At 59.7% G+C, this 25,244-nt stretch carries 23 protein-coding genes and 1 tRNA gene; 14 read left to right on the top strand and 10 right to left on the bottom strand.

Annotation, left to right across the window (positions count from 1 at the left end; translation table 11 throughout):
* Positions 1-123: 123 nt before the first annotated feature.
* Complete coding sequence (locus FHS69_RS04050) at positions 124-381, top strand: hypothetical protein (protein ID WP_166776633.1); 258 nt, start codon at positions 124-126, stop codon at positions 379-381.
* A gap of 280 nt (positions 382-661) precedes the next feature.
* Here the strand turns inward: FHS69_RS04050 and FHS69_RS04045 are convergent, their stop codons facing one another.
* The gene (locus FHS69_RS04045; RefSeq protein WP_166776632.1) at positions 662-1,192 is read right to left on the bottom strand and encodes a hypothetical protein; all 531 of its coding nucleotides are present in this window, start codon (positions 1,190-1,192) and stop codon (positions 662-664) included.
* Here FHS69_RS04045 and FHS69_RS04040 point away from each other — a divergent pair, their 5' ends adjacent.
* The 8 genes from FHS69_RS04040 to FHS69_RS04005 all read left to right on the top strand — a co-directional run bounded on the left by FHS69_RS04040 (position 1,193) and on the right by FHS69_RS04005 (position 9,067).
* A complete protein-coding gene (locus FHS69_RS04040; RefSeq protein WP_166776631.1) occupies positions 1,193-1,669 on the top strand; it encodes a hypothetical protein in 477 nt (158 codons plus the stop codon).
* Positions 1,670-1,672: 3 nt separating this feature from the next.
* Positions 1,673-2,539: a hypothetical protein gene (locus FHS69_RS04035; RefSeq protein ID WP_166776630.1), complete on the top strand. Its 867-nt coding sequence runs from the start codon at positions 1,673-1,675 to the stop codon at positions 2,537-2,539.
* A 390-nt stretch (positions 2,540-2,929) separates the two neighbouring features.
* Positions 2,930-4,978 carry a MobA/MobL family protein gene (locus tag FHS69_RS04030; protein ID WP_166776629.1) on the top strand — a complete coding sequence of 683 codons (2,049 nt, stop codon included), beginning with the start codon at positions 2,930-2,932 and terminating at the stop codon, positions 4,976-4,978.
* Between the two features lie 138 nt (positions 4,979-5,116).
* The gene (locus FHS69_RS04025; RefSeq protein WP_166776628.1) at positions 5,117-6,031 is read left to right on the top strand and encodes an exonuclease domain-containing protein; all 915 of its coding nucleotides are present in this window, start codon (positions 5,117-5,119) and stop codon (positions 6,029-6,031) included.
* A 66-nt stretch (positions 6,032-6,097) separates the two neighbouring features.
* Positions 6,098-6,649: a hypothetical protein gene (locus tag FHS69_RS04020; protein WP_166776627.1), complete on the top strand. Its 552-nt coding sequence runs from the start codon at positions 6,098-6,100 to the stop codon at positions 6,647-6,649.
* An 85-nt stretch (positions 6,650-6,734) separates the two neighbouring features.
* Positions 6,735-7,319, top strand: coding sequence for a hypothetical protein (locus FHS69_RS04015; protein WP_166776626.1), 585 nt, complete (start codon positions 6,735-6,737; stop codon positions 7,317-7,319).
* A 43-nt stretch (positions 7,320-7,362) separates the two neighbouring features.
* A complete protein-coding gene (locus tag FHS69_RS04010; protein WP_166776625.1) occupies positions 7,363-8,118 on the top strand; it encodes a 3'-5' exonuclease family protein in 756 nt (251 codons plus the stop codon).
* Between the two features lie 304 nt (positions 8,119-8,422).
* Entirely contained in the window at positions 8,423-9,067 is a 645-nt protein-coding gene (locus tag FHS69_RS04005) for a sigma-70 family RNA polymerase sigma factor (protein WP_166776624.1), read from the top strand.
* A gap of 232 nt (positions 9,068-9,299) precedes the next feature.
* Here FHS69_RS04005 and FHS69_RS04000 read toward each other — a convergent pair whose 3' ends face one another.
* Positions 9,300-9,935 carry an HNH endonuclease gene (locus FHS69_RS04000; RefSeq protein WP_166776623.1) on the bottom strand — a complete coding sequence of 212 codons (636 nt, stop codon included), beginning with the start codon at positions 9,933-9,935 and terminating at the stop codon, positions 9,300-9,302.
* 149 nt (positions 9,936-10,084) lie between these two features.
* Between FHS69_RS04000 and FHS69_RS03995 the strand changes: the two genes are divergently transcribed.
* Complete coding sequence (locus tag FHS69_RS03995; RefSeq protein ID WP_166776622.1) at positions 10,085-11,077, top strand: DNA cytosine methyltransferase; 993 nt, start codon at positions 10,085-10,087, stop codon at positions 11,075-11,077.
* Positions 11,078-11,100: 23 nt separating this feature from the next.
* On the opposite strand, the gene FHS69_RS03990 is transcribed toward FHS69_RS03995, so the two are convergent.
* From FHS69_RS03990 to yghU, 6 genes are all read right to left on the bottom strand, one after another.
* Positions 11,101-11,598, bottom strand: a complete 498-nt coding sequence (locus FHS69_RS03990) for a hypothetical protein (RefSeq protein ID WP_166776621.1) — start codon at positions 11,596-11,598, stop codon at positions 11,101-11,103.
* 3 nt (positions 11,599-11,601) lie between these two features.
* Positions 11,602-12,699 (bottom strand): DUF262 domain-containing protein, encoded by a 1,098-nt coding sequence (locus tag FHS69_RS03985; RefSeq protein WP_166776620.1) that lies wholly within the window; start codon positions 12,697-12,699, stop codon positions 11,602-11,604.
* A 317-nt stretch (positions 12,700-13,016) separates the two neighbouring features.
* Positions 13,017-14,909, bottom strand: coding sequence for a site-specific integrase (locus FHS69_RS03980; RefSeq protein ID WP_166776619.1), 1,893 nt, complete (start codon positions 14,907-14,909; stop codon positions 13,017-13,019).
* A 243-nt stretch (positions 14,910-15,152) separates the two neighbouring features.
* Positions 15,153-15,227: transfer RNA gene (locus FHS69_RS03975), tRNA-Gln, on the bottom strand.
* Between the two features lie 14 nt (positions 15,228-15,241).
* Complete coding sequence (locus tag FHS69_RS03970; protein ID WP_166776618.1) at positions 15,242-16,651, bottom strand: MFS transporter; 1,410 nt, start codon at positions 16,649-16,651, stop codon at positions 15,242-15,244.
* Positions 16,652-16,737: 86 nt separating this feature from the next.
* Entirely contained in the window at positions 16,738-17,589 is an 852-nt protein-coding gene (gene yghU, locus FHS69_RS03965; RefSeq protein ID WP_166776617.1) for a glutathione-dependent disulfide-bond oxidoreductase, read from the bottom strand.
* 92 nt (positions 17,590-17,681) lie between these two features.
* On the opposite strand from yghU, the gene FHS69_RS03960 reads away from it, so the two are divergent.
* The 4 genes from FHS69_RS03960 (at position 17,682) to FHS69_RS03945 (ending at position 23,098) form a co-directional block, all read left to right on the top strand.
* A complete protein-coding gene (locus tag FHS69_RS03960) occupies positions 17,682-18,710 on the top strand; it encodes a DNA topoisomerase IB (protein WP_166776616.1) in 1,029 nt (342 codons plus the stop codon).
* Between the two features lie 136 nt (positions 18,711-18,846).
* Entirely contained in the window at positions 18,847-19,863 is a 1,017-nt protein-coding gene (locus FHS69_RS03955; protein WP_166776615.1) for a sensor histidine kinase, read from the top strand.
* A 276-nt stretch (positions 19,864-20,139) separates the two neighbouring features.
* The gene (locus FHS69_RS03950) at positions 20,140-22,209 is read left to right on the top strand and encodes an NAD(+) synthase (RefSeq protein WP_166777057.1); all 2,070 of its coding nucleotides are present in this window, start codon (positions 20,140-20,142) and stop codon (positions 22,207-22,209) included.
* 1 nt (position 22,210) lies between these two features.
* A complete protein-coding gene (locus FHS69_RS03945) occupies positions 22,211-23,098 on the top strand; it encodes a DMT family transporter (RefSeq protein WP_166776614.1) in 888 nt (295 codons plus the stop codon).
* Here FHS69_RS03945 and FHS69_RS03940 read toward each other — a convergent pair whose 3' ends face one another.
* Together FHS69_RS03940 and FHS69_RS03935 are read right to left on the bottom strand one after the other, a co-directional pair.
* Positions 23,099-24,181 carry a branched-chain amino acid aminotransferase gene (locus tag FHS69_RS03940; RefSeq protein WP_166776613.1) on the bottom strand — a complete coding sequence of 361 codons (1,083 nt, stop codon included), beginning with the start codon at positions 24,179-24,181 and terminating at the stop codon, positions 23,099-23,101.
* Positions 24,182-24,666: 485 nt separating this feature from the next.
* A complete protein-coding gene (locus tag FHS69_RS03935; protein ID WP_166776612.1) occupies positions 24,667-25,218 on the bottom strand; it encodes a hypothetical protein in 552 nt (183 codons plus the stop codon).
* Between the last annotated feature and the right edge of the window lie 26 nt (positions 25,219-25,244).

Genomic DNA, 25,244 nt, shown 5'->3' with positions numbered 1-25,244 from the left:
TTATTCAGATGGACGAAAAATAGCCCGAGGGGGGAGGTCTGCATCCACTTGTGCAATGCCTCGCTTTCACGTCTTCGCAAGTCAGGTCGAGCCGTTTCAATGCTGCAAAGAAACATTGCGCAAATGATGCTGATACTCAGCCCGCCACTGGTATGGCTGACCTATCTTGAGTTCTTCGTGCATGCGGGGGCGAATGTCGGCATCCGACAGGCATGCGTGGTCCTGACCGCAGTGTTGATGTCCGGCAGCAGCATCCTGTTTCGAAAATGGCCCTTCGACGGCTGGCCGCGTTATGCCGAGGCGCTTGCCTATGGCACTTGCGGTATCTCGGTGCTGTTGCTGATAGTCTTCCTCTGCACCTCGGGGATCGCGCTGCTCTGAAGGCCGCGTTTCCATTCCGATGCCGAAGATAGGGAATCGGCTGGGGTGGCAGGGACCTCAGCCAAAAAATTCACGCCTCGAAAACCGCAGAAATGCGTCGGACAGTCGTCACCCAACGGGCGATATGGGGCACCTACTTGGGACAGTCGGGGAGGGCAACCACAGGCGCCCAAATTGTCCCAAACCGAGTCATATCTCGGGGGGATGGGTAGCCGTCGGGGACTGTCATCGGGGTGAGCATTTTCCCGAGCGGCTCCGTCGCCATAGCCGTGGCAGCTGGTTAGAGGCCTTTTTTGCCAATCTCGTTCAGTAGCTTTCTGATGTGCTCCCGATTGATCGCCCGGCCCTGAATAGCAGTCATGCCTTCCTCTTGGCATTTCTCGACGAACCGCCGGACGTAATCCGGCACCGGCTCTTGCTCCAACGTCAACTCGAAGAGCTTATGCCGTACTTCCTCCATGTGCGTGTCGAGTTCACGCAACGCCTGGTCGACCTCATTTCGAGCTTCCTCGAGCGAGCGGTGGAGTGCGCGCAGGCAGGAGTAGTCATCGGCCGCTGCGAGCCGCCTTTCGGCCAGCGAACCCTGCCGGGTTGAAGGCAAACTCCCATCGTCTTTCCGAACTTCCATCTTTTCCAGCGCATCGGCGAAGTCGTGCATGGCCTTATCCGCCGAAATTTCTGCGGCGGCTACCTCGTCGATCAATTTCGTCCAATCGGGGAAGCCTTTCCGATACCTTTCTCGGGCAGCGGCAATGGCGGGTCCTCGTTCGTAATTGTTCTTCCGCCCACGCGGATCGATGTAGGGGCTCATGTGCTTTTCCAATCCTTTCATGAAATTACAAAACAGGTGGTGATTTTTGTTTTTGTGAAACTGCAGTCGAACTTTCCAAAACCATTGCGTGGACACTGCAGTCCCGATGGTCGCGCCCCTTCACTGGCGCGAGGAAAGGAAAACGAGATGAGTTTATCAAAACGCGCGTTGGCAAGGGCCGCGTCCCGGACCCCCATCCGCAACGAGGTCGAGAAGGTGTGGCCGGACATCGTCGAGGCCCGTGACGCTGGCGCGTCACTCAACGCCATCTTCCGTGAGCTGAAGGCCGACGGAAAGAATGTGGGCGCTGGCTACAGCAGCTTTCGCAATGCGGTCCGTTATTTCGATGAGAACCCGCCGACGACGTCGGGAGCGAAGCTCCTTGAGCAAAGGACTCAAGATCAGGCCGATACTCCGCCAGCCAAGCCATCGCGCGATCGATTCTCAGATCAGCGCCATCTGAGCGATTGGGGGTGAGCCATGACTGGTATGCAACAGCTCATTTTCATCCTTATCGTCACCAACGCCGGCGGTCAGGGCAAGACCACCCTTGCGAGGGTGCTGAAGACGCTCTTCGGGCTCGTGGGGCAACCGGTCCAGCTGCTTGATTCAGACGCCGGCAACGCCGCAGCAAAGGTGATCGACGCTTCGGCAAAGAAAATCGGTTGGGGTGTCGATACTCTCGTCGCTCCGGAGATCGTAACAGCTTGCGCGGGACAACACGTCATCCTCGACCTGGGCGCCAACGCGCTCGCATCGGCGCGAGAGATTGCGGCCCTGACGCCGGAACTGGCTAAGCGCTTCGAAGCGGCGGGCTACCGGAACGTGGCCTTCTTGCCCGTCACGCCGAACAAGCCAGGCGCTACTGAGGCTGTTCTTCATCTCGCCGAAAAGCTTCCGCCCATGCAGCGAATCTTGGTGCGCAACGATATCGATGGCTCCGGCCAGTTCGAGGCCATCGCGACCAGCGATCCCGTGGTTGACCTCAAGCATCTCCCGCCTGGTTACATGTCGTATGTCAACGAAGGCGGGCTAACCTTCCTTGACGCCGTTCAACGGCCGACACCGGATCGAACCGAGGCTGGACGCATAATCGCGGAATGGCTGCGAGATTTCGCCAAGCAGACCCAGAAACACGGCCTGTTCGTCGTTCCTGCGGCGAAGTTGGAGCTCCATCCTCGTCCGCGGGGTATCGGCCGGTTTGCCGTGAAGACTGCTGCGGCGGCAACGGATGAATCTCTTTTCAGGAACCACCGCAAAACCCGTGTGATAGAACTGCTCGACCAACACGGATGGAGCCCTGATGGTCTCAGGACGGTAGCGGATGAAATCACCGAGCGGTTCTGAGCGAGAGCTATTTGCCGAAACCAAAGTCCGACCGCTGGCAGCTCCGCGGTCGGGCCTTCCCCTTGGCAGCTCATGATCAATGTCATGACATTGCGATGACATTGATGAAGGATTTACATGAGTAATGGTAAATTACTGCTATATCATTGGTTTTAGGCGCAATACCGCTAACCTGGCGTGCGCCAAGTTAGCTTGCGTCAGTGGGATCCTGATGTGTGAAACAGACGCCGCGTGGCGTGAGCACGTGTGCTGCAAACTTAACCCCGAGCCGGAGCAGAATGCCGACCTCCCCCGTGACCAAAAATAGAGTACGTCGATCCACATGAATTTCGCAAGAAATCGGAAAAATTGAAATTTGTGTAACCAGGCTTGCTTGTCCCAAGACAATGCATGAACACCAAGACACCCACCAACCGACAGCTGGAAGTTGCTGCGGAATTCGAAGCGGCGCGGATCCGTATTAAGTTGATCCGCGAAGGCATCCTTGAGGACATCAACCAGCAATCCGGGTTATCGATGAAACCGGTTCGGCGCGGCTCCCCACTGCTTGTTAAAGAGGGTCCTAGGAAAGAGGTGCCTCGCTTCGACATACCGGCCACGCGCATCTACAGGTTCGCGACAGCTGCAGGTGTAACCTCTCTCCATTTCGCGCATCGTGGCATCGCCAAGGTGACCTATGCGATCTGCCATGATGGACTTCGCGTCAAACCCGGCGCCGCGCGAGCGCATTCAAACTACATTGAGCGCGATGGCGGGGTGGCAGAGTTTGACGCCAGGCAGGTCTGTTCTCCAGAGCAGAATGCCCAGCCATATGATGTGGAGGGATGTCGCCCGGCCCACTCCGCAACGACTTCGGGGCAGGACGAATATGTTAGGCGAACGTCTGCTATCGCGATCCAGCCGGACGGGAATCGAGCCCTAATCACGAGCATCGACGACGATGATGTCGAACGGTCAGAATTCTGGTCGGAGGTCGAGAAACACGAGCGAACCGCGTCGCCAGACAAAATGTCGTTCAGGGTATGTGATGACCAGGAATTCTGGCTCCGTGTGGCTGACGTGCCTGAATGTCCGGCCAAGCTGCGACAGAAAATCGTGGGACCGCTTGCAGACAATGCGGACAAATTCGTCATTGAAAACGGCAAGAAAACGCGGGCGTTTCTTCGCGACCAGGAGGGATGGAAAGGGCCGGGGGATGGCATCACAGCGGCAAATGACAAATCTGCGATGGCAAAATTCTCGGATGGCCGAGGCGGACGCACTCAGTATCGCAGCGAGTTCTCGCTTCCCGCCGAACTCACGCCAGAGCAGAACTTCGAGCTCCTCAGAGAGTTTACGCGCGAGTTCGAAAGGCGTCGTTTACCCTTCGTTGCCGTGATTCACCGACCAGACGAACACAACGATCCGACGAATTGGCACGGCCACCTCGTCTATTATGATCGGCCGTGTCGGAGGATCACGCAGGAGGATATCGAGCGCCTTGGGAAGCGGGGCTTCGATGTAACGGGCCTAACCCCCGGCGCCTGGGACTTCACCGTTTCGGTGCCAACTCCAGGCCGACCGGGGCGTTTTTCCTATCCCTTGCGTCAAAACAAGGTTGCCGTGGTGTCACGGTCGCAAGATTGGCCGAAGACACTGCGCGTTCGGCTCGCGCAGGTGACGAACCGGCATCTGGAAATGGTCGGCATAGCCAGGCGTGTCAGCCCGGAAACCTACAAGGATATGGGGATCGCGGCCGATCCTCAGCAACATCTTGGGACCAATCAGAGCGCCGCGGAAACGATAGGCCAGGTAACTCCCCTCGGTCGCGACAACGAAAAGACGCAATGGGAAGGCATTCAAAACGAGCTGCAGGCTCGCATGAACCTCGAGCTTGCTGAGAGCCTCAAGCGGGTGGCTACCGCTACGCCGGACCTTCGCGAAGCGCTCAAGGCCGCGCTGGATGAGGCAACACAGCTCCGAAGGCATATTCTGCTCCTCGAGCAGGAAATAGAACGAGGCAGGTCTCGTGCGGAAATGGTCGTCCAGCGTAACGAAAGGCTCCTCGCCGCGGACAAGGACAACGACGATGATGATGCCGATCTCGTGAGGAACGAACGCGCTTGGCTCGTTCAACAGGGTAAGAGGTACCTCGACGAGCTTCACGGTCGGACGAAGAACGAACAGGAGCTCTTGCGGCGCTGGCGGAAAGAGGTGGGTGAAAAGGAACAGCTCGCGGACAGCATCGAGAAGGGAGAGTGGCCCACCATTGATAGCGAGTCTGATCAGCGTACCTCGGCCAGCGATCCGATGGGGACCCGCACCGACGTAGAAGTTTCAGATGCGGCGCCTACCCCAACGCCCGCTCCGCCGACCCCTCCTGACCCCAGTGAAAAAGGGACCGAACGGAAAAGGCCTTTCCCGTCCGGATACCCCACTGATCTCGGGCTGGAGCGTTAATTCGTTCGTGGAATTTTCAGTAAGCGGCGCGGTCTCGTCGGCCTGTTAGAATTCGAATGATGACGCTGTCGCTGGGACAGCGGAGAGAAGGAAAAAGGCCTTCGGCTGTCCTCGTTCACCCAAAACGAGGAACATCAAATGAATACACCTACCACTTCGGCCGCCCTCGGTGGCGCCGACGACCAGATCCGTGTGCTGCATCGGATCACTCCGCTGGAGGATTGGCAGTCACCCGCCAACGCGAGGTCACCGTTCATGAGGATCGCGGTGCTCGACCTCGAAACAGACGGTCTTGATCCCCTATACAACGAGATCCTCGAGATCGCTGTTGCGATGATCGTCGTCGATCGGAACGGACGCATTATCGAGGTCGAAGGGGTGAGTGGCGGGCTGCAGCAGCCATCACGGCCCATTGAGCCGGAGATCGAAAGGATCACTGGCATCACCGACGCCATGGTCGCGGGAAAAAGGCTCGTCCCGCAGAAGATCGCCAAGCATCTCAAGACAGCTGATGCATGTCTCGCTTTTCACGTGGCCTTTGATCGGCGGCATCTCGAAATGCTCGTCCCGGAGGTCGGCGAGATGCCGTGGATCTGCGCCATGGCGGATGTCGATTGGCACGCCTTGGGCTTCGACGGTCGCGCGCAGGGGCATCTTCTGATGCAAGCCGGTATGTTCAATCCGGTGGCTCACCGCGCGGCCGACGACGTCGCAAGCCTGATCCATTTGCTCGCGCACGAATGCCGCGACGGACGTACGGTGATGGCCCATGCGCTTGGCGGTGCGCGATCGCCAACCTGGCGCTTCGAGGCGAGCGACCTGCCGTATCGCCTGCGAAAAGACGTGTATCGCCGCGGATATCGCTTTTCGGATCGCGGCGTGAATCACAAGCTTGTGCGCGAAGCGGACTATGACGCCGAGGTCGCGTGGTACCGCGAACTGGTGGGCCGCGATCCCACCATCGTCCCCGTCGATTGGGCCGAACGGTATCGAGCAGATTGGACCTGGGAGCCGGTAGAACGGAAGGTCGAAGTGGTGTCTTGGAGGCGCTGATTACGAGCTTCCCGGTTGAGGGAAAAGCTCCGGCCAGCATGGCCGTCACCTAAAACAAGGAACAGAATGATGAATGATACCCTAGTCGGTGGGCTACCAGCCCACCGGGCGAACGCGCTCGCCCTCCGCCTTGAACTCGGTTTGCCGAAAACCGGTACCGGGACCTCGGCGATCACCTTCGGGTGCGTAAGCGCCGCGACCCTGCCTGTCATGGAGGCTTTAGCCTGCAAGGCCGCCGAAGATCGCCAAGATGCGGTGTTCGCGGTTTACACCTCGCCGAGCGACACCTCTCCCGCCTGGTACTTCTTGGTCTTTCGAATGCTGGACGGTATCGGCCTGGTGCGGGTCGAGCCGACCTGCGTTGGCGACGAGAAGCCGCTGGTCCTCGTTACCCTGGATCGCAGCCGTCAGTTCGACATCGACGAACGGGGAGTGCTGCGAGAGGTCGCGGTCGAGAAGGTTGCAACGCGCCGGCAGGCGCGCGTCCGTGCCGAGAGCCGCATCGCGGCTGCGGTCGAAGCGGTCGGTCCCTTGCTCGAGTCCGGTGCGTGGGAGGAAACCACATTCGCCTTCCATGCCGATGGCACTGCAGTCCCGGTCGACACCGCCGCGGCCTGACCGCGTCCATGTTCACCAACCACGAGAGGGCGGCGCTTCCAGCGGGAGCGTCGCCCTTCGTGTTCTCCAGGAAGGGACAATTTCCATGACCACCAATTCCAGGCGGCACCCAGACACCCTGTGCTCGCTCGTCATCATCCGCGATGCCAGCGAGCACGCCGCGCGCTCCGCCATCCGGTCGACCGCGCTATTCACCGTCACCCGGTGCCGAAAGGCCGGCGCCCGGTTCACCGTCGATCATGCTGCGTTTGATCGGACGGCCACGCGCGCCTCGATCCTCGACGGAATCGCAGCGCGAATTCCGGGGGGCGCGACGGTAATCGCGCGGGCCTCGCGCACCTCGCGACATTATCTGCGGCACAGCTTCGCTGCAGGTGGCCCGCTTCCTCCGGCTGACCTGCAACTGCTGCAGCGCGAGCGCGCGGATCTCGACATCCTGCCGCTCGAGTGCGCCAACAGCGTGCTGGAGGAAATCGCCGCCGCGTATCGGATCGAACGCGCCGGCCCCGGCTCGAACATCCTGTCGCGGTCTCGCCATGCGCCAGACGAGGCGGAGGCCCTCTGGCTGGCCTTCCTGTGGTCCCAGTTCTCCCCGGACCAGCGAAACTCGCTCTCGACCGCATGGGAGGCGTGGAGAGCAATCGAGCGGGCCCGCCCGCTCCCCTTCTGACGAAGCGTGAAGGTGCCAACAGCTAAGGAAAGGAAAAAGCACTATGGCAAAAACGTATATCGCGCTCGACGCGGAATTCTTCTGGGACCGGGACTTGCACGAGCTGCACCGGGCCATGGACCCTGCATCGCAGCGCCGCGCGGTCGCGGTGAAACGCGTCATGGCAGCTGGAGTGTTCCAGTTCACCATCGACGATGAGGGCAGGGTTAGCACCGGCGAAATCGGCAGCTGGAGCGAGCGGGACTGGGGGGACGAAGAAGGCGTGATCCGCCAAGCCTTCGACTATCTCCGCTCGAACGAAGACAAATCGGTTCTCACCTTTGGCGGGCTTGCAGTGGATATTCCTATCCTGCTGCAGGCATGCATGGCCCACGGGCTACGGCTTCCGCCACAACTCATTGACCAGCCCGGCCGAAAAGGCCCTCGGCCTCACATCGACCTCGGCTTGATGCTCAAGGGGGGAGGCCGAACCTGGACCCACCTTAGCCAGCTCCTACTCAGAATGGGCGTGCCGTTTGACCTCGTCGCAGCGAAGCCAAGCGTGCCGCGTCCGGCCAGCGATGCTGCGTGGCAGAACCTGCGCGATCACGTCGAACTCGACTGCCTGCTGCTTGCCATTGCGAAGATCGGCTGGCTCGTCGCCCAGGGCACGAATGGACTGCGGCTCGAGCCCGCGATCATCGCGCTGGTCGAGGGCTTCCTGCGGCGGCGCCCGGACCATACGCTCGCAGGAGAATTGCGAACCTACGCCAATAGCCTGCACGACGTGATTGCCGCAGGGTTCGAAGACGCGGCCTAAGCCACAATCCTATATACGCCGGACCGGTGAAATTCAGACACCACCGGTCCGGCACATAGAAAAACCCACCGCCGCCGATGCGGAAAGGCGACGGTAACCACTTCTTAAATCATCCCATGGCAAAGCAGGGTCGCGATGCAGCGTGCCGGGACAGAACCCCGAGCCGGAGACCTTGATTCGAGTCGCGCTAACCCTGTGAACCCGCACGAAACCCGTGCGCGTTCGAATGGCGCTCGAGGTCACGAAATGACATTTTCGACATTGCTTTCCACGCCCGTGGTCTCGCTCGCCCAGCGAGGAAACCATGGCAAAGGCACCCGCCGGTAACGGCACCACAATCAAAAATTCGACGAGCGCCTGTCCGAATCTCGGCAGTGCTGCGCATACATCATCGAGCAGCGCGGGTGGTTCGTACCTTACAAAGGCGCAGGTTCGTGCAGCGATCGCGGCGATCGACACGCGGGCTAACTCAAAGCTGATGCGCGTCGCGCGATTCCGTGCCTTCACTGCCGGCATCGACGCGGACGACCTTCTGCAGGAGGCAATCCTGCGAGCGCTGACCTCGCGCAGTTGCCCCATTGAGCTGAAGATCGAACACTTTTTGATGGCGGTCATGCGCTCGATCGCCAGCGCGGTCATTGCCAAACGAGAGAGGGATGAGGGACCCTATCGTGAAGCATTCGAGCAGCTGACGCCGCCTTGCGCGCCAGACAAAGCCTACGAAATCGCCGTGCGCGCCGAGGCCTGCCGAAAAGCCATAGAGGACGTGGCCGGGAGCTCGCCAAAGACCGAAGCAGTGATCGACGGTATTGACCAAGGCCTTTGCGGAAAGGCGCTCGCCAATTTTGCGGGTGTAGAGCAGGCCGAACTGGCGACCGTTCGTCGCTTGATCAAAAGGCGAGCCGCGAAGTTCTGGAACGGTTACGAGGACCTGGATTTCGCCGCATGAGTGCGTGGTGACAAGGGATCAGCTCTTACTGGCTGAGATGGGGCCGACTGCGAACTGTAGGCCTTTTATCGCATGTTGCATGAAAACTGCCACTTGATCAGCGGCCCTAGGTTCGCGCCCTAGCGCGTCCACAATTGTCCCTAGATCTTTGACCAAATTGCAAGGGATGTTTCCTCCCCGTGATTTTCAATCCGCTTTTCCGCAAGCAAATCATAAGCGGCTCCCGGTGCTTCTAGACATTTTCTTCGATAAGGCGAATTAGCCAACTGCGGTCTTGGATCACTTTACCTTGCACCCGGTCGAACAACTCTCTCGGCAGTTGTAAAGAAAGTGTCATGCCGAGTTCTCCGGGAAACGCCCACGGACATTTGTAGCAATCGAGTTCACAGTTTTGGCACGCACGACGTTTCGCGACGTTGCATACGTTGCAAAGAGACTGCCAGTTAGATTCGTCATGGCTACCTCCTCGAATGAGCGGAACTTTGTGGTCAGCTTGCAACCCTCTCACGCCTGCTTCCACTCGGGCACCGCAGACTTGGCACGTGTTTTCCTCTCGCCTAAATAGTGCCTTTTTCTGCGCTTCCGAGAGGTAGAGCCTTGGATTTGCTGCCTTTATGTTATCGGAAAGGAGGCGATAGTGATGCTCACCATGGATATGCTTCGTTTCGATATCGATGCCTAACTCATCTCGAAGCTCTCGAACACGACGGTCGAAGTATTTTTGGCCTGTCAGTTCCAGAAGGTGCGAGGAAGCAACCCAACCACGTGGAAACTCGCCTCCCGCATCCCAAAGCGTAGACAATATCTGATACTTCACAGCACTCAGCTTGCCCTTAATCCGCTCAAGAATGAATTGATCAACACTCATGTCTTCTGAACTCCCCTCCGCGAATTTTGAGTGAGATATCAGTACTTCGTGGACGAATCTATTGCCGAATCTTTCTGGCGAAAACTGCCATTGCCCCCTTGGCCCCACAAGGTTTCTGCCCTATCTCGTGGGTACATATGGAGAACGAAATGACCCTTAGTGCTCTTGAGATCTGTGCTGGCGGAGGAGGGCAGGCACTTGGACTCGAAGGAGCAGGCTATGAATGCAGCGCGGTATTGGAAATTGACGCTTATGCGTGTCAAACCCTTCGAGACAACAGACCGAACTGGAATGTTCTTGAGGCTGATCTCAAAGAGTTTGAGGCGAAGTCATTCAGAGGCATCGACCTCTTCGCTGGCGGTGTACCTTGCCCACCTTTTTCAGTTGCCGGGAAACAGCTGGGCGCGGATGATGAGCGTGACCTTTTTCCAACCGCGCTCCGGCTGATAAGCGAATGCGAACCCGCAGCAGTTATGCTCGAGAACGTGCGCGGCTTGGCCTCAAGTCGCTTTGACGACTATCGCAAGGGTATTATGACGCAGCTCGTAAAGTTGGGTTACGAGCCGTCATGGCAAGTTCTCTATGCTAAAGACTTCGGCGTGCCGCAGTTGCGCCCACGCTTTGTCCTTGTCGCTGTGAAACAAAAGTTCGCGGAAAATTTTGCGTTTCCACTTCCTCTGGAAAATGAGTGTACGGTCGCCGACGCACTTTATGACTTGGTGGCTGCCCACGGTTGGGAGGGCGCATTCGCATGGAGGCGCAAAGCCGATAAGGTGGCTCCGACTATTGTGGGCGGCTCAAAAAAGCATGGCGGCGCAGACCTTGGTCCGACGCGAGCTAAACGTCAGTGGGCAGAGCTTGGTGTTGATGGGAAGGGTATCGCAAACACGCCACCGGATAGCTCAATGGAGAAAGATCACCTGATTAGGCTTACAATCCCGATGGTAGCTAGAATCCAAGGGTTTCCGGACGACTGGAAGTTTAGTGGCGGTAAGACCGCGCAGTACCGTCAAATCGGCAATGCATTTCCTCCCCCAGTTGCAAAGGCGGTCGGCGTTTCCATTCAGCAAGCCCTTCATGGCATCCCACGGAACTACCAGGAAGGCGATCAGATCGACTTTCCGCTTGCTGCGAACGGTTGATGGGGGGGCGCTACCCCTAGAGTTCAATATTTTTGGACTGCGGCCTCATACTCTTTCAGGGCGCCATAGATTCTGTTGAACCTCCCGATGGTGACAGACGGTGCGTCAATATTGGCTGTGACACCTTTTACATACGTGTGCGCTAGTCGATTTCGCGAAATATGTAGGGTGCCGAGTTCGCTCTCCAATTGAGCTTTGCTGACGGCACTTACCACCGATTCAAGAGCCTCCACCCCCTGAAGGCCGACCGAAGCCATCAGCATGTTCCTGAAGTGCTTCTTATAATGGAATCCATAGTTTTTATCGACCACAACAGTTTCAATGTGATGTAGATTCCCACTCTCTCTCACTGCTTTTTTGGCCAGCCGGACAACCAAATCATCTAGAGAAACCTCAATCCACCCGCAAAGTTCTATGATAGCGAGCTTGGAGAGCCATAGCGGTTCCTTTTGCGTTTTTGCCGACCGATAGCGGTGCTGCAATCCCTTTAGGGTGCGTTCGATCTCTGTTTTGGCGATCATCGCTTAGCTGGAGAAAATTTGCCTGGCCGCGGCGAAGCGATTGGTCACCTTTTCGATCTTCGAAAGTCCTTCCGCCACAGCTTCGTCGCGGAAATTATCATCGGCTCTCAGCGCGTCATAATTCGCTTTCACTTTTGCCGGTTCTTGGGCTTCTACATGCTCGATGTTATCTGCAACTGCGACCAGCATCGCTTCAAGTACGCTAGTCGGAATGCGGCCCTCGGGTCCGTTGGGGAAGATATTCTTTACGACAGCATCAATAGTGCGCTTAAAATCCTTCTCCATTTCATTCAATCGCTCCTGGGGAGGTGATTGGTTCTCATGCATGTAGTCGTTGAGAAACTTAGCAACCTGCCCCTTATATTTTCCAAGATCGTTCTTGAATGCGAAGTATCGCAAAATCATTTCCTGCTTTACGAAGCGATAGTTCTTATCAGGCTCCATGCGATTTAGCTTTCGCCAAGCTGGGTAAGTGTCCAAATCCTTTAAAAGGTCGTTCAATGGACCGCCGTAAATGCAGTTTCTGATTTCTTGATTGTTGAGTTTTGAACCTCCGGAGTTGAGCCGGTGAAAAATTGTAAAGAGATACTCTTTGTGCGCCTTCTTGCTGAAATCACATCGCAGAACGTTGATCGGCAAAGACTGATTTTCGACGCGAGAGAAAAGCGCCTTATCAGCCCCCTCAGCGTTCTTGAAATGCGCTGCGCTCTTTCCCCCGAGGCGAGGGTCGGTGTCATCCAATTTTGACAGGCGCCAGTCAGATCCTTGGAGAAATCTCGTGATCGTTGACATCCTCTGAAGTCCGTCGATCACGATCCAACGGTCCCTCTTGTAGTCCAATGCAAAGCACATGCTCGGAATGGGCAATTGCTTGATTAGCGAGTCAATAAAGCGAGTTTGGGCGCCTGCAGGCCAGACGAAATCTCGTTGAAATTCGGGTTGGATGTCGAGGATGCCCTTATCGAACATGCGATAGAGATCAGCACACGAGCGTAACTCATTGAACGCCACGATGTCGCTCGGTGGCGCTTCATTTGTGTCGTCTTCGGTGAAATCTGGATCGTCCAATTCCTCAATTTCGAGTTCTGGTTGTTCGTCCATCTAGCAAGCCTTCTCTTTCTCAGTTTCCCTGCACTCCCATCATTTTGACGAGTCTTCAAGCACATGCACAATTATTCCCACGCTCATCAAAATTGCACAAAATACCCGAAAGGACGGATGCTAGTTTTGCAATATCTCGCGTGCGACGTACGGTAGGCTTACGGGCCCAAAGATGTTGCGGGATCGGATTCAAAATCAAAAAAATCTCTGTTCGCCGACCTACAAATAAGGTGTTTGCGGTGCTTTCGCGGAACGTCAGTTATCGGGCTACGGATCCAGATCGTCTAATGCCCGATTTCAGGGCGCAGAGCCGCCAATCACCTCGTCCGAGCGGGGCGCGCGACTCTTAGCTCCTTGGGCAGCAAGTTGATCGTCACGACATCGTCCAAATGGCCGGTCACCTTTGGGATCTCCTCGACCATCGCTTTCATATTCTTGAGGGCGACCGGTTCGGAGTAAGTCGATGCTCCCTCGCCAAGTGCCTTCTGGCTATGCCCCAGAACATCGTTCCGGGCCTCCAAATCGATACCAGCCTGCTTAAGAGCGTCGGAGACGGTATGCCGTGCGGCATGCATGGCTTGGCCACGTTTAAGATCAGGCACGAACGGCCGAAGGTAGATCCACCAGATTTTGTAAAAGACGTCTCCGATTTTGCGCTTGGTTTTTCCAGACGGATACATTTCGGGGAAGAACAGGGTCTCTCCCGTATGCTTCATCGCTTCGACATATTTTAGCAAGCCGAGCCTCAGCAATTCGCTGTGAAGAGGAATTTTTCGCTTCGAGCTCTTGCACTTAATTCGGCCAGTGTCAGTTGGCCGAATGAAAATATAAGGTACGTCGTTATCTACGGTGATGTCGTCGAGCTTGAGCTTGCAGATCTCTTCCCTGCGCGCCCCCGTATACCAGACCAGCAGGAGGATGAAGAACAGGGCGTCGTGAATGATCTCACTGCCTGCCTTCAACCTGTTGCTGAGGCCAGCGCAGCCCGTCCAGGGCGGTAGACTGAAAATCGCCTCTCCCTGTTCCTTGGTATATGCGTCTCGAGCCTCTCGTTCGTCCTTTGTCTCAGGCGTGATGAACTTCGCAACGCACACTTCCAAGAGGCCAGGAACGACCGACCGCAGGTGTTTGTGCAGCCGCGCGAAATTCTGCCAGTGCTTGTTGCTAGTATTGGTGCCCAACCCGATCTGATCGGCACTGAGTTCGCCATTCTCAATCCGCTCGAGAGCACGCTCCCGGATCATCTCGAAAGTAGTTTCAGGATCCCTATCCTTCGGCGACTTTCCTATGGTCGTTGGGATAAGGTCGAACCAGCGGTCGAGCTCGGTAACGTGCTCGATGGTCACCTCGGAAAATGGGGTGCCAGTCGGCATCGCTTTTTCCAGCAGTACAGCGACCCAGCGGATGTCGCGAAGGGTCGAGTCCTGCACAATTTCGCGCTGGCGTTTGCTGCCCTCGCGCTGCTCCAGACCGCCAAACTTCTCCTTGATGAACTCCTCGGCGAACTCCCTCGGCGTCATCGCTGCACACCGCTGCTGTTCTGCATTGAGCGGAGCTGCCAAGAGGGACGAAGCGTTAGAAAACCGGCTAGCGGCGCAGGGCCCGGCTTCCTGAGGCATGACCGCCTTCGCAAACGAGGTGGCGAGAGATGCGAGCTTGGCCAGGTCATCGAAATCGACATTGTCTTTCACACGCCGGGCCGCCTCGGCGCGCGCTCGAGCGATGGCATCGATGGCAACCGGAATGCTTATGGAGTTAGAGGGAGCGCCAGCTTGTTCGAGGCGAGCCTGCGCTGTCAGGCGGAGCGATTCCGGCAGGTCGCGATGCTCGCGAAGCAGATCGCGTACACGGCACTGCATCTCGTCGTCGAATTCCGCGAAATGTTTCTCGACGAAGTCCCAGTCACGAGGAACGCCGAGCCCTTCATCGGCAATCCCCTTCCAGAGCGCCTGGAACATCGCCAGATCGGCATCGCGGTTCGACACGCTGCTCCAGGCCGGGTGCGCCTTCCAGGCAGCCTCGAGATGAACCAGTTCGTTGCGGTAGCTGCGCACTTCCTCGAGAAAAATCGTGCTGATGGCCTGCTCGTCGAGTCCGAACTTTGCCACGTTGTCCCGGAAACTCATCCTCAATCTCTCACTATAAGCGGTCATCGCCGCGGCACGTCCGCGGGCGGTGTCCAGCTCTTTTGTGAAGAGACTGAACTCCAAGCTTATGAGTCGAGAATCCGAAAAACCCAAACGGGTGAGCGAAATTTTTCGCCGCCACCAGTAAACGGCACCGCGGCGCTTGAGGTTCTGAGCGGGGGATCGGGGCATATTGGCAAGCCTTTTTCGGCCTGCTGTCATCCCTGCCTTGGGACAGCTGCTTGGGACAGTTGCTGGGGGCAACTGTGAATCCGCATTTGGAAAAAGCACGGATTTCCGTGCTTTTCGGCTGGTCTCAAGGCTAGTTGGCTGGGGTGGCAGGGATCGAACCTGCGAATGTCGGTACCAAAAACCGATGCCTTACCACTTGGCTACACCCCAGCAGTTGCGCGCCCCTATAACGTCTCGGGCGCGGAAGGGAAGGGGGGCATCGCGGATTGCGACCGACGTTGTGCGAGTTCGCTCTCGAAACGCGCGATGGTCGCGCGGTCGAGACGGTAGAAGAGCATTGCCACCGCAGCAGGCACGATCATTGCCGCCGGCACGATCGCAAAGGCAAGGTCGATACCGTATTTAGCGGATTCGCTCTGGACGGCACCTGCTTCGAAACCCGTCATGGCAAACAGAAGGCCCGGCAGCGCGGCGCCGATGGCGACGCCGGTCTTGATCGCGAACACCGCGCCCGACACGGCGAGACCGGTCATTTGCCGCCCCGTCGACCATTCCAGATATTCGGCGATATCGGTGAACATGGAATAGGCCAGCATCATCATCATGCCCAATCCGACGCCGACGAAGACCTGCGCCGCCGTTTGCGGCCACACGGCGTCGATCGGCATCAGATGGAAGGCGATGATCGCGGCGACCTCGATCGTCCCTGCCAGAATCAGGAGGCGCGACTTGTCGAAACGCCGGGCCAAGGCGGCTGCAAACACTACCCCGAGCAACTGACCGATCGCGAAGGCTGCATAGAACAGTCCGATCCGGTCGAGGAACAGGAAGATGGGCTGCCCGTCGTCGCCTGCGACATAGCGAAACCAGAACAGCGCGCTCCCGGCCCTTGAAGCGATCGCCACGGGGGTCAGCACAGCAGCCAGCGCCACCGCGATCCAGGCGGGCGTGCGAATCAGCAGCATCAGGTCGTCGCGTACGCGGCCGTTGTTTGTTGCAGGGGGAATGCGCTCGCGGCTTGAGGCAAAGGCCACGAGCAACGCTAGCGTGCCTGCCCCCGCGAGGATGAACATGGTCAGCATGATGCCGCGGCATTCGTCACCCGCGCCCAGTTCGCGTACCAGCGTGGTCGCGACGATGGCAACGCCCACTACCGCGAGAGCGGAGAAGACCATGCGATAGGCGGCGACCGATGCCCGCGTGTCCGCGCTGGGCGAGATCACTCCCATCAGTGCGGCGTAGGGCACATTTGTCGCCGTAAAGGCCAGCATGGTCAGCGTGTAGGTCACATAGGCCCAGACCAGCATGCTGCCCGGCGACAGATCGGGAGCCGCGAACAGCGCGGCGCCGCACAGGCCGAACGGCACCGATCCCCACAGCAAATAGGGTCGATACCGGCCCCAACGGCTCCGCGTTCGGTCGCCCAGCGCGCCCATGACGGGATCGGTAATTGCATCGAAGAACTTGGTCAGCAGCAGCATCAGCCCCATCGCCGCAGGGCCGACGCCGCCCAGTTCGACGAAGAAGTAGAGCAGGTAGATGTTGAAGAAGTTGACATAAAAGGACGACGCAAGGTCGCCTACGCCATAGCCGAGCTTTTCCAGCCGCCCGACGGGTGGTGCCTTTTCTGCCAACGGTTTCCCCTCTCCTCGCTCGCATCAAGGAGAGGGAAGCGCTCGGGTCGAGTCAAGCGCAAGCCGACGAACGGCTCACGGCGAGTTCAGAAGGTCTTGCCTTCGAAATCGGCCGCCGAGTGGCGTTCGAGCAGCTGTTCGTCGTCCTCGCCCCAGGCCTTGTTGACGATCCGGCCGCGGCGAACTGCGGGGCGCTCGGCAAGCTGCTTCACCCAGCGTTCGACATGGGCGTATTCGTGGATCGAGAGGAAGGTCTGCGCGTCGCCGTAGATCCCGCCGAAGACGAAGGGGGCAAGCCAGGGGAAGGTTGCGATATCGGCAATGGTGTAATCCTTGCCGCCGAGAAATTCCTGTTCTGCCAGCCGCTGGTCCGCGACATCGAACAGTCGCTTGGTTTCCATCGCGTAACGGTTGATCGGATATTCGTACTTCTCGGGCGCGTAGGCGTAGAAGTGACCGAAGCCGCCGCCGATAAACGGGGCGCTGCCCACCTGCCAGAACAGCCAGCTAAGCACTTCGGCCCGTGTGTGATCGGTCGGCAGGAAGGCACCGAATTTCTCGGCCAGATGCATCAGGATCGCACCGCTCTCGAACACGCGAACGGGTTCTGTGCCGCTGCGGTCGAGCAGGGTGGGGATCTTGGAATTGGGGTTGAGATCGACGAAGCCCGAACCGAACTGGTCCCCATCAGAGATGTTCACCGTCCAGGCGTCGTATTCCGCCTCTGAATATCCCGCTTCGAGCAATTCCTCGAACATGATCGTCGCCTTCACGCCATTGGGCGTGGCCAGCGAGTAAAGCTGGAAATCATGATCGCCGAGGGGCAATTGCGAAGTTTGGCGCGCCCCTGCGGTCGGGCGGTTGATGCTCGCGAACCGCCCGCCGTTCTCGGCGTCGTGAATCCAGACTTCGGGCGGCGTGTAGGTCGGGTCGGCCATCTCGTTCTCCTTTGCTGCAGGGGCTAGTTCACCCCTCCGTTCGTCGCAAGGTGGGGAACCGTGACAGCGCGACCAAGGTTCTTGCCTTCACCATGACCAAGCTCATCTATGTCGACGACGACCTGCCCGGTATCACCCGCAAGGGGGCAGGCAGGGGATGGGCCTATTACGATCCCGAAGGCGCGCTGATCGCCGACCCGCAGGAAAAGCGGCGCCTCAATGCGATCGCGTTGCCGCCCGCTTACACCGACGCGTGGTTCTGCCCCGCACCCAACGGGCACATCCTCGCGACCGGGGTCGATGCGAAGGGGCGCAAGCAATATCGCTATCATCCCGATTTCCGCGCCGCGCGCGAAGGCGAAAAGTTCGACAGCTGTGTCACCTTCGGGAGCCTGCTGCCATTGGTGCGCAAGCGTGTCGAGGAAGACCTGCGCGGTCGCAAACTGACGCGTGAGCGTGCGATCGGAAGCGTTATCCGGCTGCTCGATCTGGGGGCGGTGAGGGTGGGGAACGAGGGTTACGCCAAAACCAACAAGAGCTTTGGCGCGACGACCCTGCGCAAACGGCATGCGGAACTCACCGGCAAGACGCTGCGCCTGCGCTACAAAGGCAAGGGCGGGAAACTGCGCGAGGTGACCCTGTCCGATGGAAGCCTTGCGCGCATGGTGCGCAAGATGCAGGACCTGCCCGGCCAGCACCTGTTCGCCTATATCGACGAAGACGGCGATCGGCACGCGGTCGGGTCGAGCGACGTGAACGCCTATCTGCGCGAGACCATGGGGCAGGATTTCACGGCCAAGAATTTCCGCACCTGGCACGCCAGCGTAAAGGCACTGTCCTGCCTGCTGGACGGCGAAGGTACACTGCCGATGAAAGCCCTGCTCGAATGTGTGGCGGATCATTTGGGCAACACGCCCGCCGTAACGCGCAAGAGCTATATCCACCCTGCCGTTTTCGAACTGCTGGACGGGCAGGAGGATTGGCGGGCGTCCGTCCGATTGCCACGCGCGACCCGTTGGTTGACGAAGCAGGAACGCGCCCTGATCGATTTGCTGCAGGAAAGCCCGACGGCCCGCGAATTGCTCGCGGGCCCGACGGCCCGCGAATTGCTCGCGGCGTAGAACGACCCGCGCAATCTGCTTTTGCTTTTCCGCAGCCTGGGGTAGATGGGTAGCGTCGATGGTGCGGAGCTATCGCGTGATCGCCCTTGCAACGGTGTAGCGGCGGGCTCTTCTCCTCCGCAGACGGGGTCCCATCATGCATCGATTGGCCAATTTCGATGTCAGCCGCCAATTCCTGAGCCGTAGGGGCAAGATTGCTGCGCAGCTCGTCTTCGGCGGGTTGTGCGGGGCTGCCATGATTGGCCTGCGCACGCTGATCGATGTGTGGGCGCCGGGTTCCGGGCCATTCGCGCTGATTTATCCGACCGTCCTGCTGGCCACGCTCTATGGCCACTGGCGTGCGGGCCTCGTCGCGTTGGTGGTCGGTTTCTTCTGGGCGTGGTTCTTTATCCTGCCGCCTGCCGGTGCATTTGTTTTCGGTGAGCCAAGCGATCCGGCAAGGGTGGCGCTCAACGCGGCAAGCGCGCTGATCGTGCTCGTCTTCGCCGAGGGGTTCCGTCGTGCGGCGCATGCAACCATGGCCGAAATCCGCGAGCGTGCGGACCGTCGCCTGACGCTGCTGGCCGAGCTCGAGCATCGCACGAAGAACAATTTCGCGCTGGTCGCGAGCATGCTCGAACTACAGAAACGACGCATCCCCCAAGCCGAGCTGCATGCTCCGCTGGACGATGCGGTGGGGCGCGTGCGGACCTTCGCCGATGCTTATTCGGCGCTGTCGCTCGAACAATCGGACGAGCCCAATGTCTCGATGAAGCCCTATCTCGAGTTCTTGCTGAACCGGATCGAAGCGGCGAGCCTGCCACCTTCGGTCACACTGTTCCGCGAGATCGAAGACGCGGTCCTGACCCCGGAAGAGGCGGTGGCGATCGGGCTCTATCTCAACGAAGCTGTCGCCAATGCGTGCAAATACGCCTTTCCCGAAGGCGCGACGGGCACGATCGCCGTGTTCTTCAACGTAAACGGCGACGGCTGGCGGTTCACCATCGAAGACGATGGTGTGGGTGCGGATGCCTTTACGGACCCGGGTGGCGGGCTCGGCAGCCAGTTGCTCTCGGCCTTTGCCACGCAGGCGCAGGCGACGCACCATGGCGGACCGATCCTCAACGGCTATCGCACCGAAATGCGGCGCGAGAGCCAGACTGCGCTTGCCTGAGGTAGCCTAAAAGGATACCCGGCCTGAATGCACCTGGCCGGCTATAAACTCCGTCGATGGCGTGGAACGCATCAGCCGCCGCTCAGCGCGGCGCAATTCGGTGTGCGGTACGGTCAGCCCAAGCCCTGGCCCAGCCGCACCGTCTATGGCTGGGAAGCCAAGGGCAAGATCGCGCGCGCTTCGGTTCAGAAACGACTGGCCAACTTGGGCGTATGCGAACCAGCGGATTGGCTCGAGCCCGCTCCCGCCGATCATAACCGGAAAGGCCTTGCCCCCATGAGTGGCCGCGACACGCATCCTTTTTTCAACATGCATACGCATGGGTTCGTCCGCGTGGCGACCGGCACGCCCAAAGTGCGTACGGCCGATGTCGCCCATAACGCGGAAGGCATACTCGAAACCGCGCGAGCCGCGCATGATCGCCATGTCGACCTGCTGCTCTATCCCGAACTTGCGCTTTCCTCTTACGCGGTGGACGATCTGCACCTCCAGGTGGCTTTGCTCGATGCGGTCGAAGCGGAAATCGCACGGATCGTGGAGGTGTCGCGCGAGCTCGATCCGGTGCTGGTGTTCGGCGCGCCGTTGCGGCGCAATGGCCGGATCTACAATTGCGCGGTCGTCATAGCTCGCGGCGAAGTGCTTGGGGTCGTGCCCAAGAGCTTCCTGCCGAATTACCGCGAATATTACGAGAAACGCTGGTTTGCGCATGGCCGCGATTGCATCGGCCTGACGATCAAATGCGGAGCCCGCGAAGTACCCTTCGGTACCGATCTGCTGTTCGAGGCGTCGGATCTCGCGGGTTTCGTTTTCGGTGTGGAAATCTGCGAGGATTTCTGGTCGCCCAATCCGCCGGGTACGCTGGCCGCTCTGGCGGGCGCGACGATCCTGCTCAATCTGTCGGCCTCCAACATCGTCATCGGCAAATCCGACGAACGTCACATGCTGACCCGTGCGAGTTCGAGCCGCTCGGTTTGTGCTTACGCCTATTCGGCCAGCGGCCATGGCGAAAGCACCACCGATCTCGCGTGGGACGGGCAGGGGATGATCTACGAACTGGGCGACCTGATGGCCGAGAGCCAGCGTTTCGATCTCCAGCCCGAGCTCTGCGTCTGCGACATCGATACACAGCGGATCCTCGCCGAACGTATGCGCATGCAGACCTTCAACGATGCGGGCGAGGCTGCAGGGAGGCCTGAGGATTGGTACCGCAGCGTGCGTTTCGAGCACGGGCGCAGTGGGGCGGACATCGAGCTGGAACGCCCGATCCGCCGGTTCCCGTTCGTCCCCAACCGCGCGGACAAGCTGGACGAGGATTGCTACGAGGCGTTCAACATCCAGGTCGATGCGCTGATGCGGCGAATCCAGGCGACCAATCCCCGATGCCTGACGATCGGAATTTCGGGCGGGCTGGACAGCACACATGCGCTGATCGTCGCGGCAAAGGCCATGGACCGGTTGGGCCGTCCGCGAACCGATATCCGCGGCTACACCATGCCGGGCTTCGCGACTTCGAGTGATACCAAGTCGAACGCCTGGCGGCTGATGAAGGCATTCGGCATCGCCGCCGAGGAGATCGATATCACTGGCACCGCACGGTTGATGCTGGAGAATATCGGGCACGCCTTCGCCGATGGCGAACCGGTCTACGACACCACTTTCGAGAACGTGCAGGCCGGTCTGCGCACCGATTATCTTTTCCGCCTTGCCAGCCAGCACGGTGGCTGGGTGATCGGCACGGGGGACCTCAGCGAACTGGCGCTCGGCTGGTGCACCTATGGCGTGGGTGACCAGATGAGCCATTACGGGGTCAATGCCGGTGTGCCCAAGACGCTGATCCAGTATCTGATCCGCTGGACGACGCAGACCGCGCAATTCGACGAAGGCGTCGATGCGGTTCTGGCAGATATCCTCGACACGGAGATCAGCCCGGAACTGGTCCCGGCGGGCGAGGACGGCCAGATTCAGAGCACGCAATCGATCATCGGTCCCTACGAGCTGAACGACTTTTTCCTGCATCATGTGGTTCGCTGGGGGCAGCGTCCCAGCCATGTCGCCTTCCTCGCATGGCATGCATGGAAGGATTCGGAAGCGGGACTCTGGCCGATCGATTTCCCCGAAGAGGCGAAGAACCAGTACGACCTCGCGACTATCGCGGACTGGCTGGAGAAGTTTCTCAAGCGGTTCTTCGGTTTCAGCCAGTTCAAGCGCTCGGCATTGCCCAATGGGCCCAAGGTCAGCGCAGGCGGGGCACTGAGCCCGCGCGGCGACTGGCGTGCGCCTAGCGATTCGGTCGCCGACACCTGGCTTGCCGAACTGGCCGCCGCATTGCCGCCGCTGGACGACTGACATGCCCGCGCGTGCCCTGTTCGTGATGATGCTGTGCAACGTGGTGTGGGCGCTTAACGTCGTCGTCAGCAAGGTGGCGATCGTCGATCTGGGGTCGCCGCCGCTGTTCTATGCGCTGCTGCGCTCGGTCATCGTGGCCGCAGTGCTGGTGCCACTGCTGCGACCACTGCCCGCGAAATTGTGGCAGGTACTGGTGGTCGGGTTGGCGATCAGCGGCGGGTCCTTCGCGTTGCTGTTCATGGGGCTCGAGACCGCGAGCCCCTCTGCGGCAGGAGTCGTCAGCCTGAGCGGTGCGCCCATGACCGTCTTGTTTGCGATCCTGTTCCTCGGCGAGCGCGTGCGCTGGCGGCGCGGGCTGGGGATCGGGCTGGCGTTTGGCGGCGTATTGTTCGCCATGGCGGGAGAAAACCAGATGGAGACCAGCACCGGCCTGTTGCTGGTGTTTCTGTCCGCAGTGGTGGGCGCGCTCGGAACGGTGTTCGTCAAGCGTATCGACCTGCCATCGATCCGCTTGCAGGCATGGGCAGCTGTCGCGTCGGTCGCCGTTCTGCTGCCGTTGACGGCTACGCTCGAAACCGGACAGATCGCTTCGCTGGCCACCTCGCCCTATAAGCTCGCGGCTTGCCTGCTGTTCGCCGGTATCGTGGTGTCGGTCGGGGCGCACACCGCCTATTACCGGCTGATGCAGGAATACGATGCAAACATGATCGTGCCCCTGACGTTATTCACGCCGATCCTGACGATCCTGTTCGGTGCATGGCTGACGGGCGATGCAATCGGCGAACGCCTGATCATCGGCGGCGCAATTGCGCTCGCAGGCGTGGCGATCATCGTGCTGCGACCCAGCGAAACCTTCACCCGCCGCTTCCTGGTGCGGCCGCGCTTCTGATCAGTTGAGGCGCAGTGTCCAGCCGTGGCTATCGTCCACGGTGCCCTTCTGGATGCCGACCAGCCGCTCGCGGATCTTATTGGTCATCTGGCCGATCCCGCCGCTGCCGATCGTGAATTCGCCATCGGGGCCGAGCACGGTTCCGACCGGCGTGACAACCGCGGCGGTGCCGCAGGCCATCGTCTCGAGCAGGCGGCCCGTGGTGGCATCGGCACGCCACTGGTCGATGCTGTAGGGTTCCTCGCGCACCTGCAATCCTTCCTCGCGTAACAATTGGATCAGGCTGTCGCGGGTGATGCCGGGCAGGATTGTGCCGGTCAGCGGAGGCGTGATCACCGTCCCGTCGTCAAAGACGAAGAACAGGTTCATCCCGCCCAGTTCCTCGACCCATTTCTTCTCGACCGCGTCGAGGAAGACCACCTGGTCGCAGCCATTCTCGATGCCTTCGGCCTGGGGCACGAGGCTGGCCGCGTAATTGCCGCCCGTCTTGGCGGCACCGGTGCCGCCAGGCGCAGCGCGGGTATAATTGCGGCTGACCCAAATCTTTACCGGCTTGGCGCCCCCCTTGAAATAGGGCCCGACCGGCGATGCGATGAGGATGTACTTGTACTGCCGAGCGGGGCGCACGCCGAGAAAGGCTTCGGAAGCGAACATGAAAGGGCGCAGGTATAGCGAACCATCAGGATCGCCCGGAACCCAGTCGCGGTCCTTGGCAACCAGCTGACGGATCGATTCGAGGAACAGGTCTTCGGGCAGTTCGGGCATCGCCATACGGCGCGCGCTTTCGTTGAAGCGGCGCGCATTCTGCTCGGGCCGGAACAGCGCGAGCGATCCGTCCTCGCGCTTGTAGGCTTTCATGCCTTCGAAGATTTCCTGCGCATAGTGCAGCACAGCAGCCGCGGGATCGAGGCTGATTGCTTCGCGCGGGCCCAATCTCGCCTGGTGCCAGCCGCCCTTGTCGGCATCGTAGTCGATCACGACCATGTGATCGGTGAACAGCGTTCCGAAACCGGGATTGAGCAGGGCCTGCTGGCGGGTCTCGCCGGGCACGGGGGCGGGATGGGGGAGATGCGCAAAATCCATTTGCGCGCGGGTAATGGGAAGCCGCGCAAGTGGCAAGGATTTGGCGACGGGCGAGCGTTGCCGCCCTTCGCGGCGACGTGTCGGCTCGACTGGCAGCCCACAAAATGAGAAGGGCAGCGCCACCCTCGGGTGATGCTGCCCTTCGCATGGTCAGCGGCGGGAAGTGCCGCTCACGAAGTCTCTATCGGGTGTTGCCTACCGATAGTACCTCGCGCGGAAACTTGCCGACCTCTCTGCTGAACCATGAGACATCGGATCACCTCCTTTCGCGCTAGTGAGCTAAGAACCGCCGTATCACCGGGGTCCAAGACCGCGTTTCGCCGCTGATCTTGTGGATATATTTGAGTCTTCCAGAGGCTCAAAACAACCCTTGAAAAAAAGTTATCCCACGTCAGAATTGGCGTTTCTGGCTCGGGGTCGAACCCGGGCCTTTTTCGTGCCCGCAGCCGCCTCACCTGCCGGAGGGAGCGGGGCGAGCGACTCTATCAGCGGCAGGATTCGATAGCGCGGGTCACTTCGGCCCACGGCGGCAGGTAAAGTGTGGACAAGCCGGTTGTTTCCACAGCGAATCGCCCGCGGGTCACGGCCATCGCGTCGAGCAGCGGATCGCTCGCAGCGAGTGTCGCCATGACCTGCTGACTGCCGCTACCCGTTGGCGTTGCGGCAAGCGTACGATCCACGGTTTCGGTTCGAATGGTCATCGAGGTCGAACTCGCCGCACGCCCACTGCGCAACAGTGTGATGCGCCCCGCACGGCGATCGCATTTGATCGCGAACAATGCTTCGCCGCCGCGCGGTCCATACAGCGCTTCGCCTCCCGACATGTCGGCGCGATAGCTCCAGTCCCCTGCTGTGCGCGGCTCGTCGATCCAGTTCTCGGCTAGTGGTGCGGGCGGCGGGGGAGGCGGTGTCGTCTGTACAGGCTCGGGTGTCGGGCTGGGCCTCGGTGCCGGGGTCGAATCCGGTGCCGGAACGCATGCCGCGATGGTGAAGCTCAGCGCCAACGCGCCACCCAGATGCAGATAGATCGGTTTCATGCAGGCACAATGATCGCTAACGCCCA

Source organism: Qipengyuania flava (assembly GCF_011762005.1).
GTDB lineage: Bacteria > Pseudomonadota > Alphaproteobacteria > Sphingomonadales > Sphingomonadaceae > Qipengyuania > Qipengyuania flava.
Note: the sequence above shows the minus strand (reverse complement) of the source record. Positions and strands in the feature narration are given on the sequence as shown.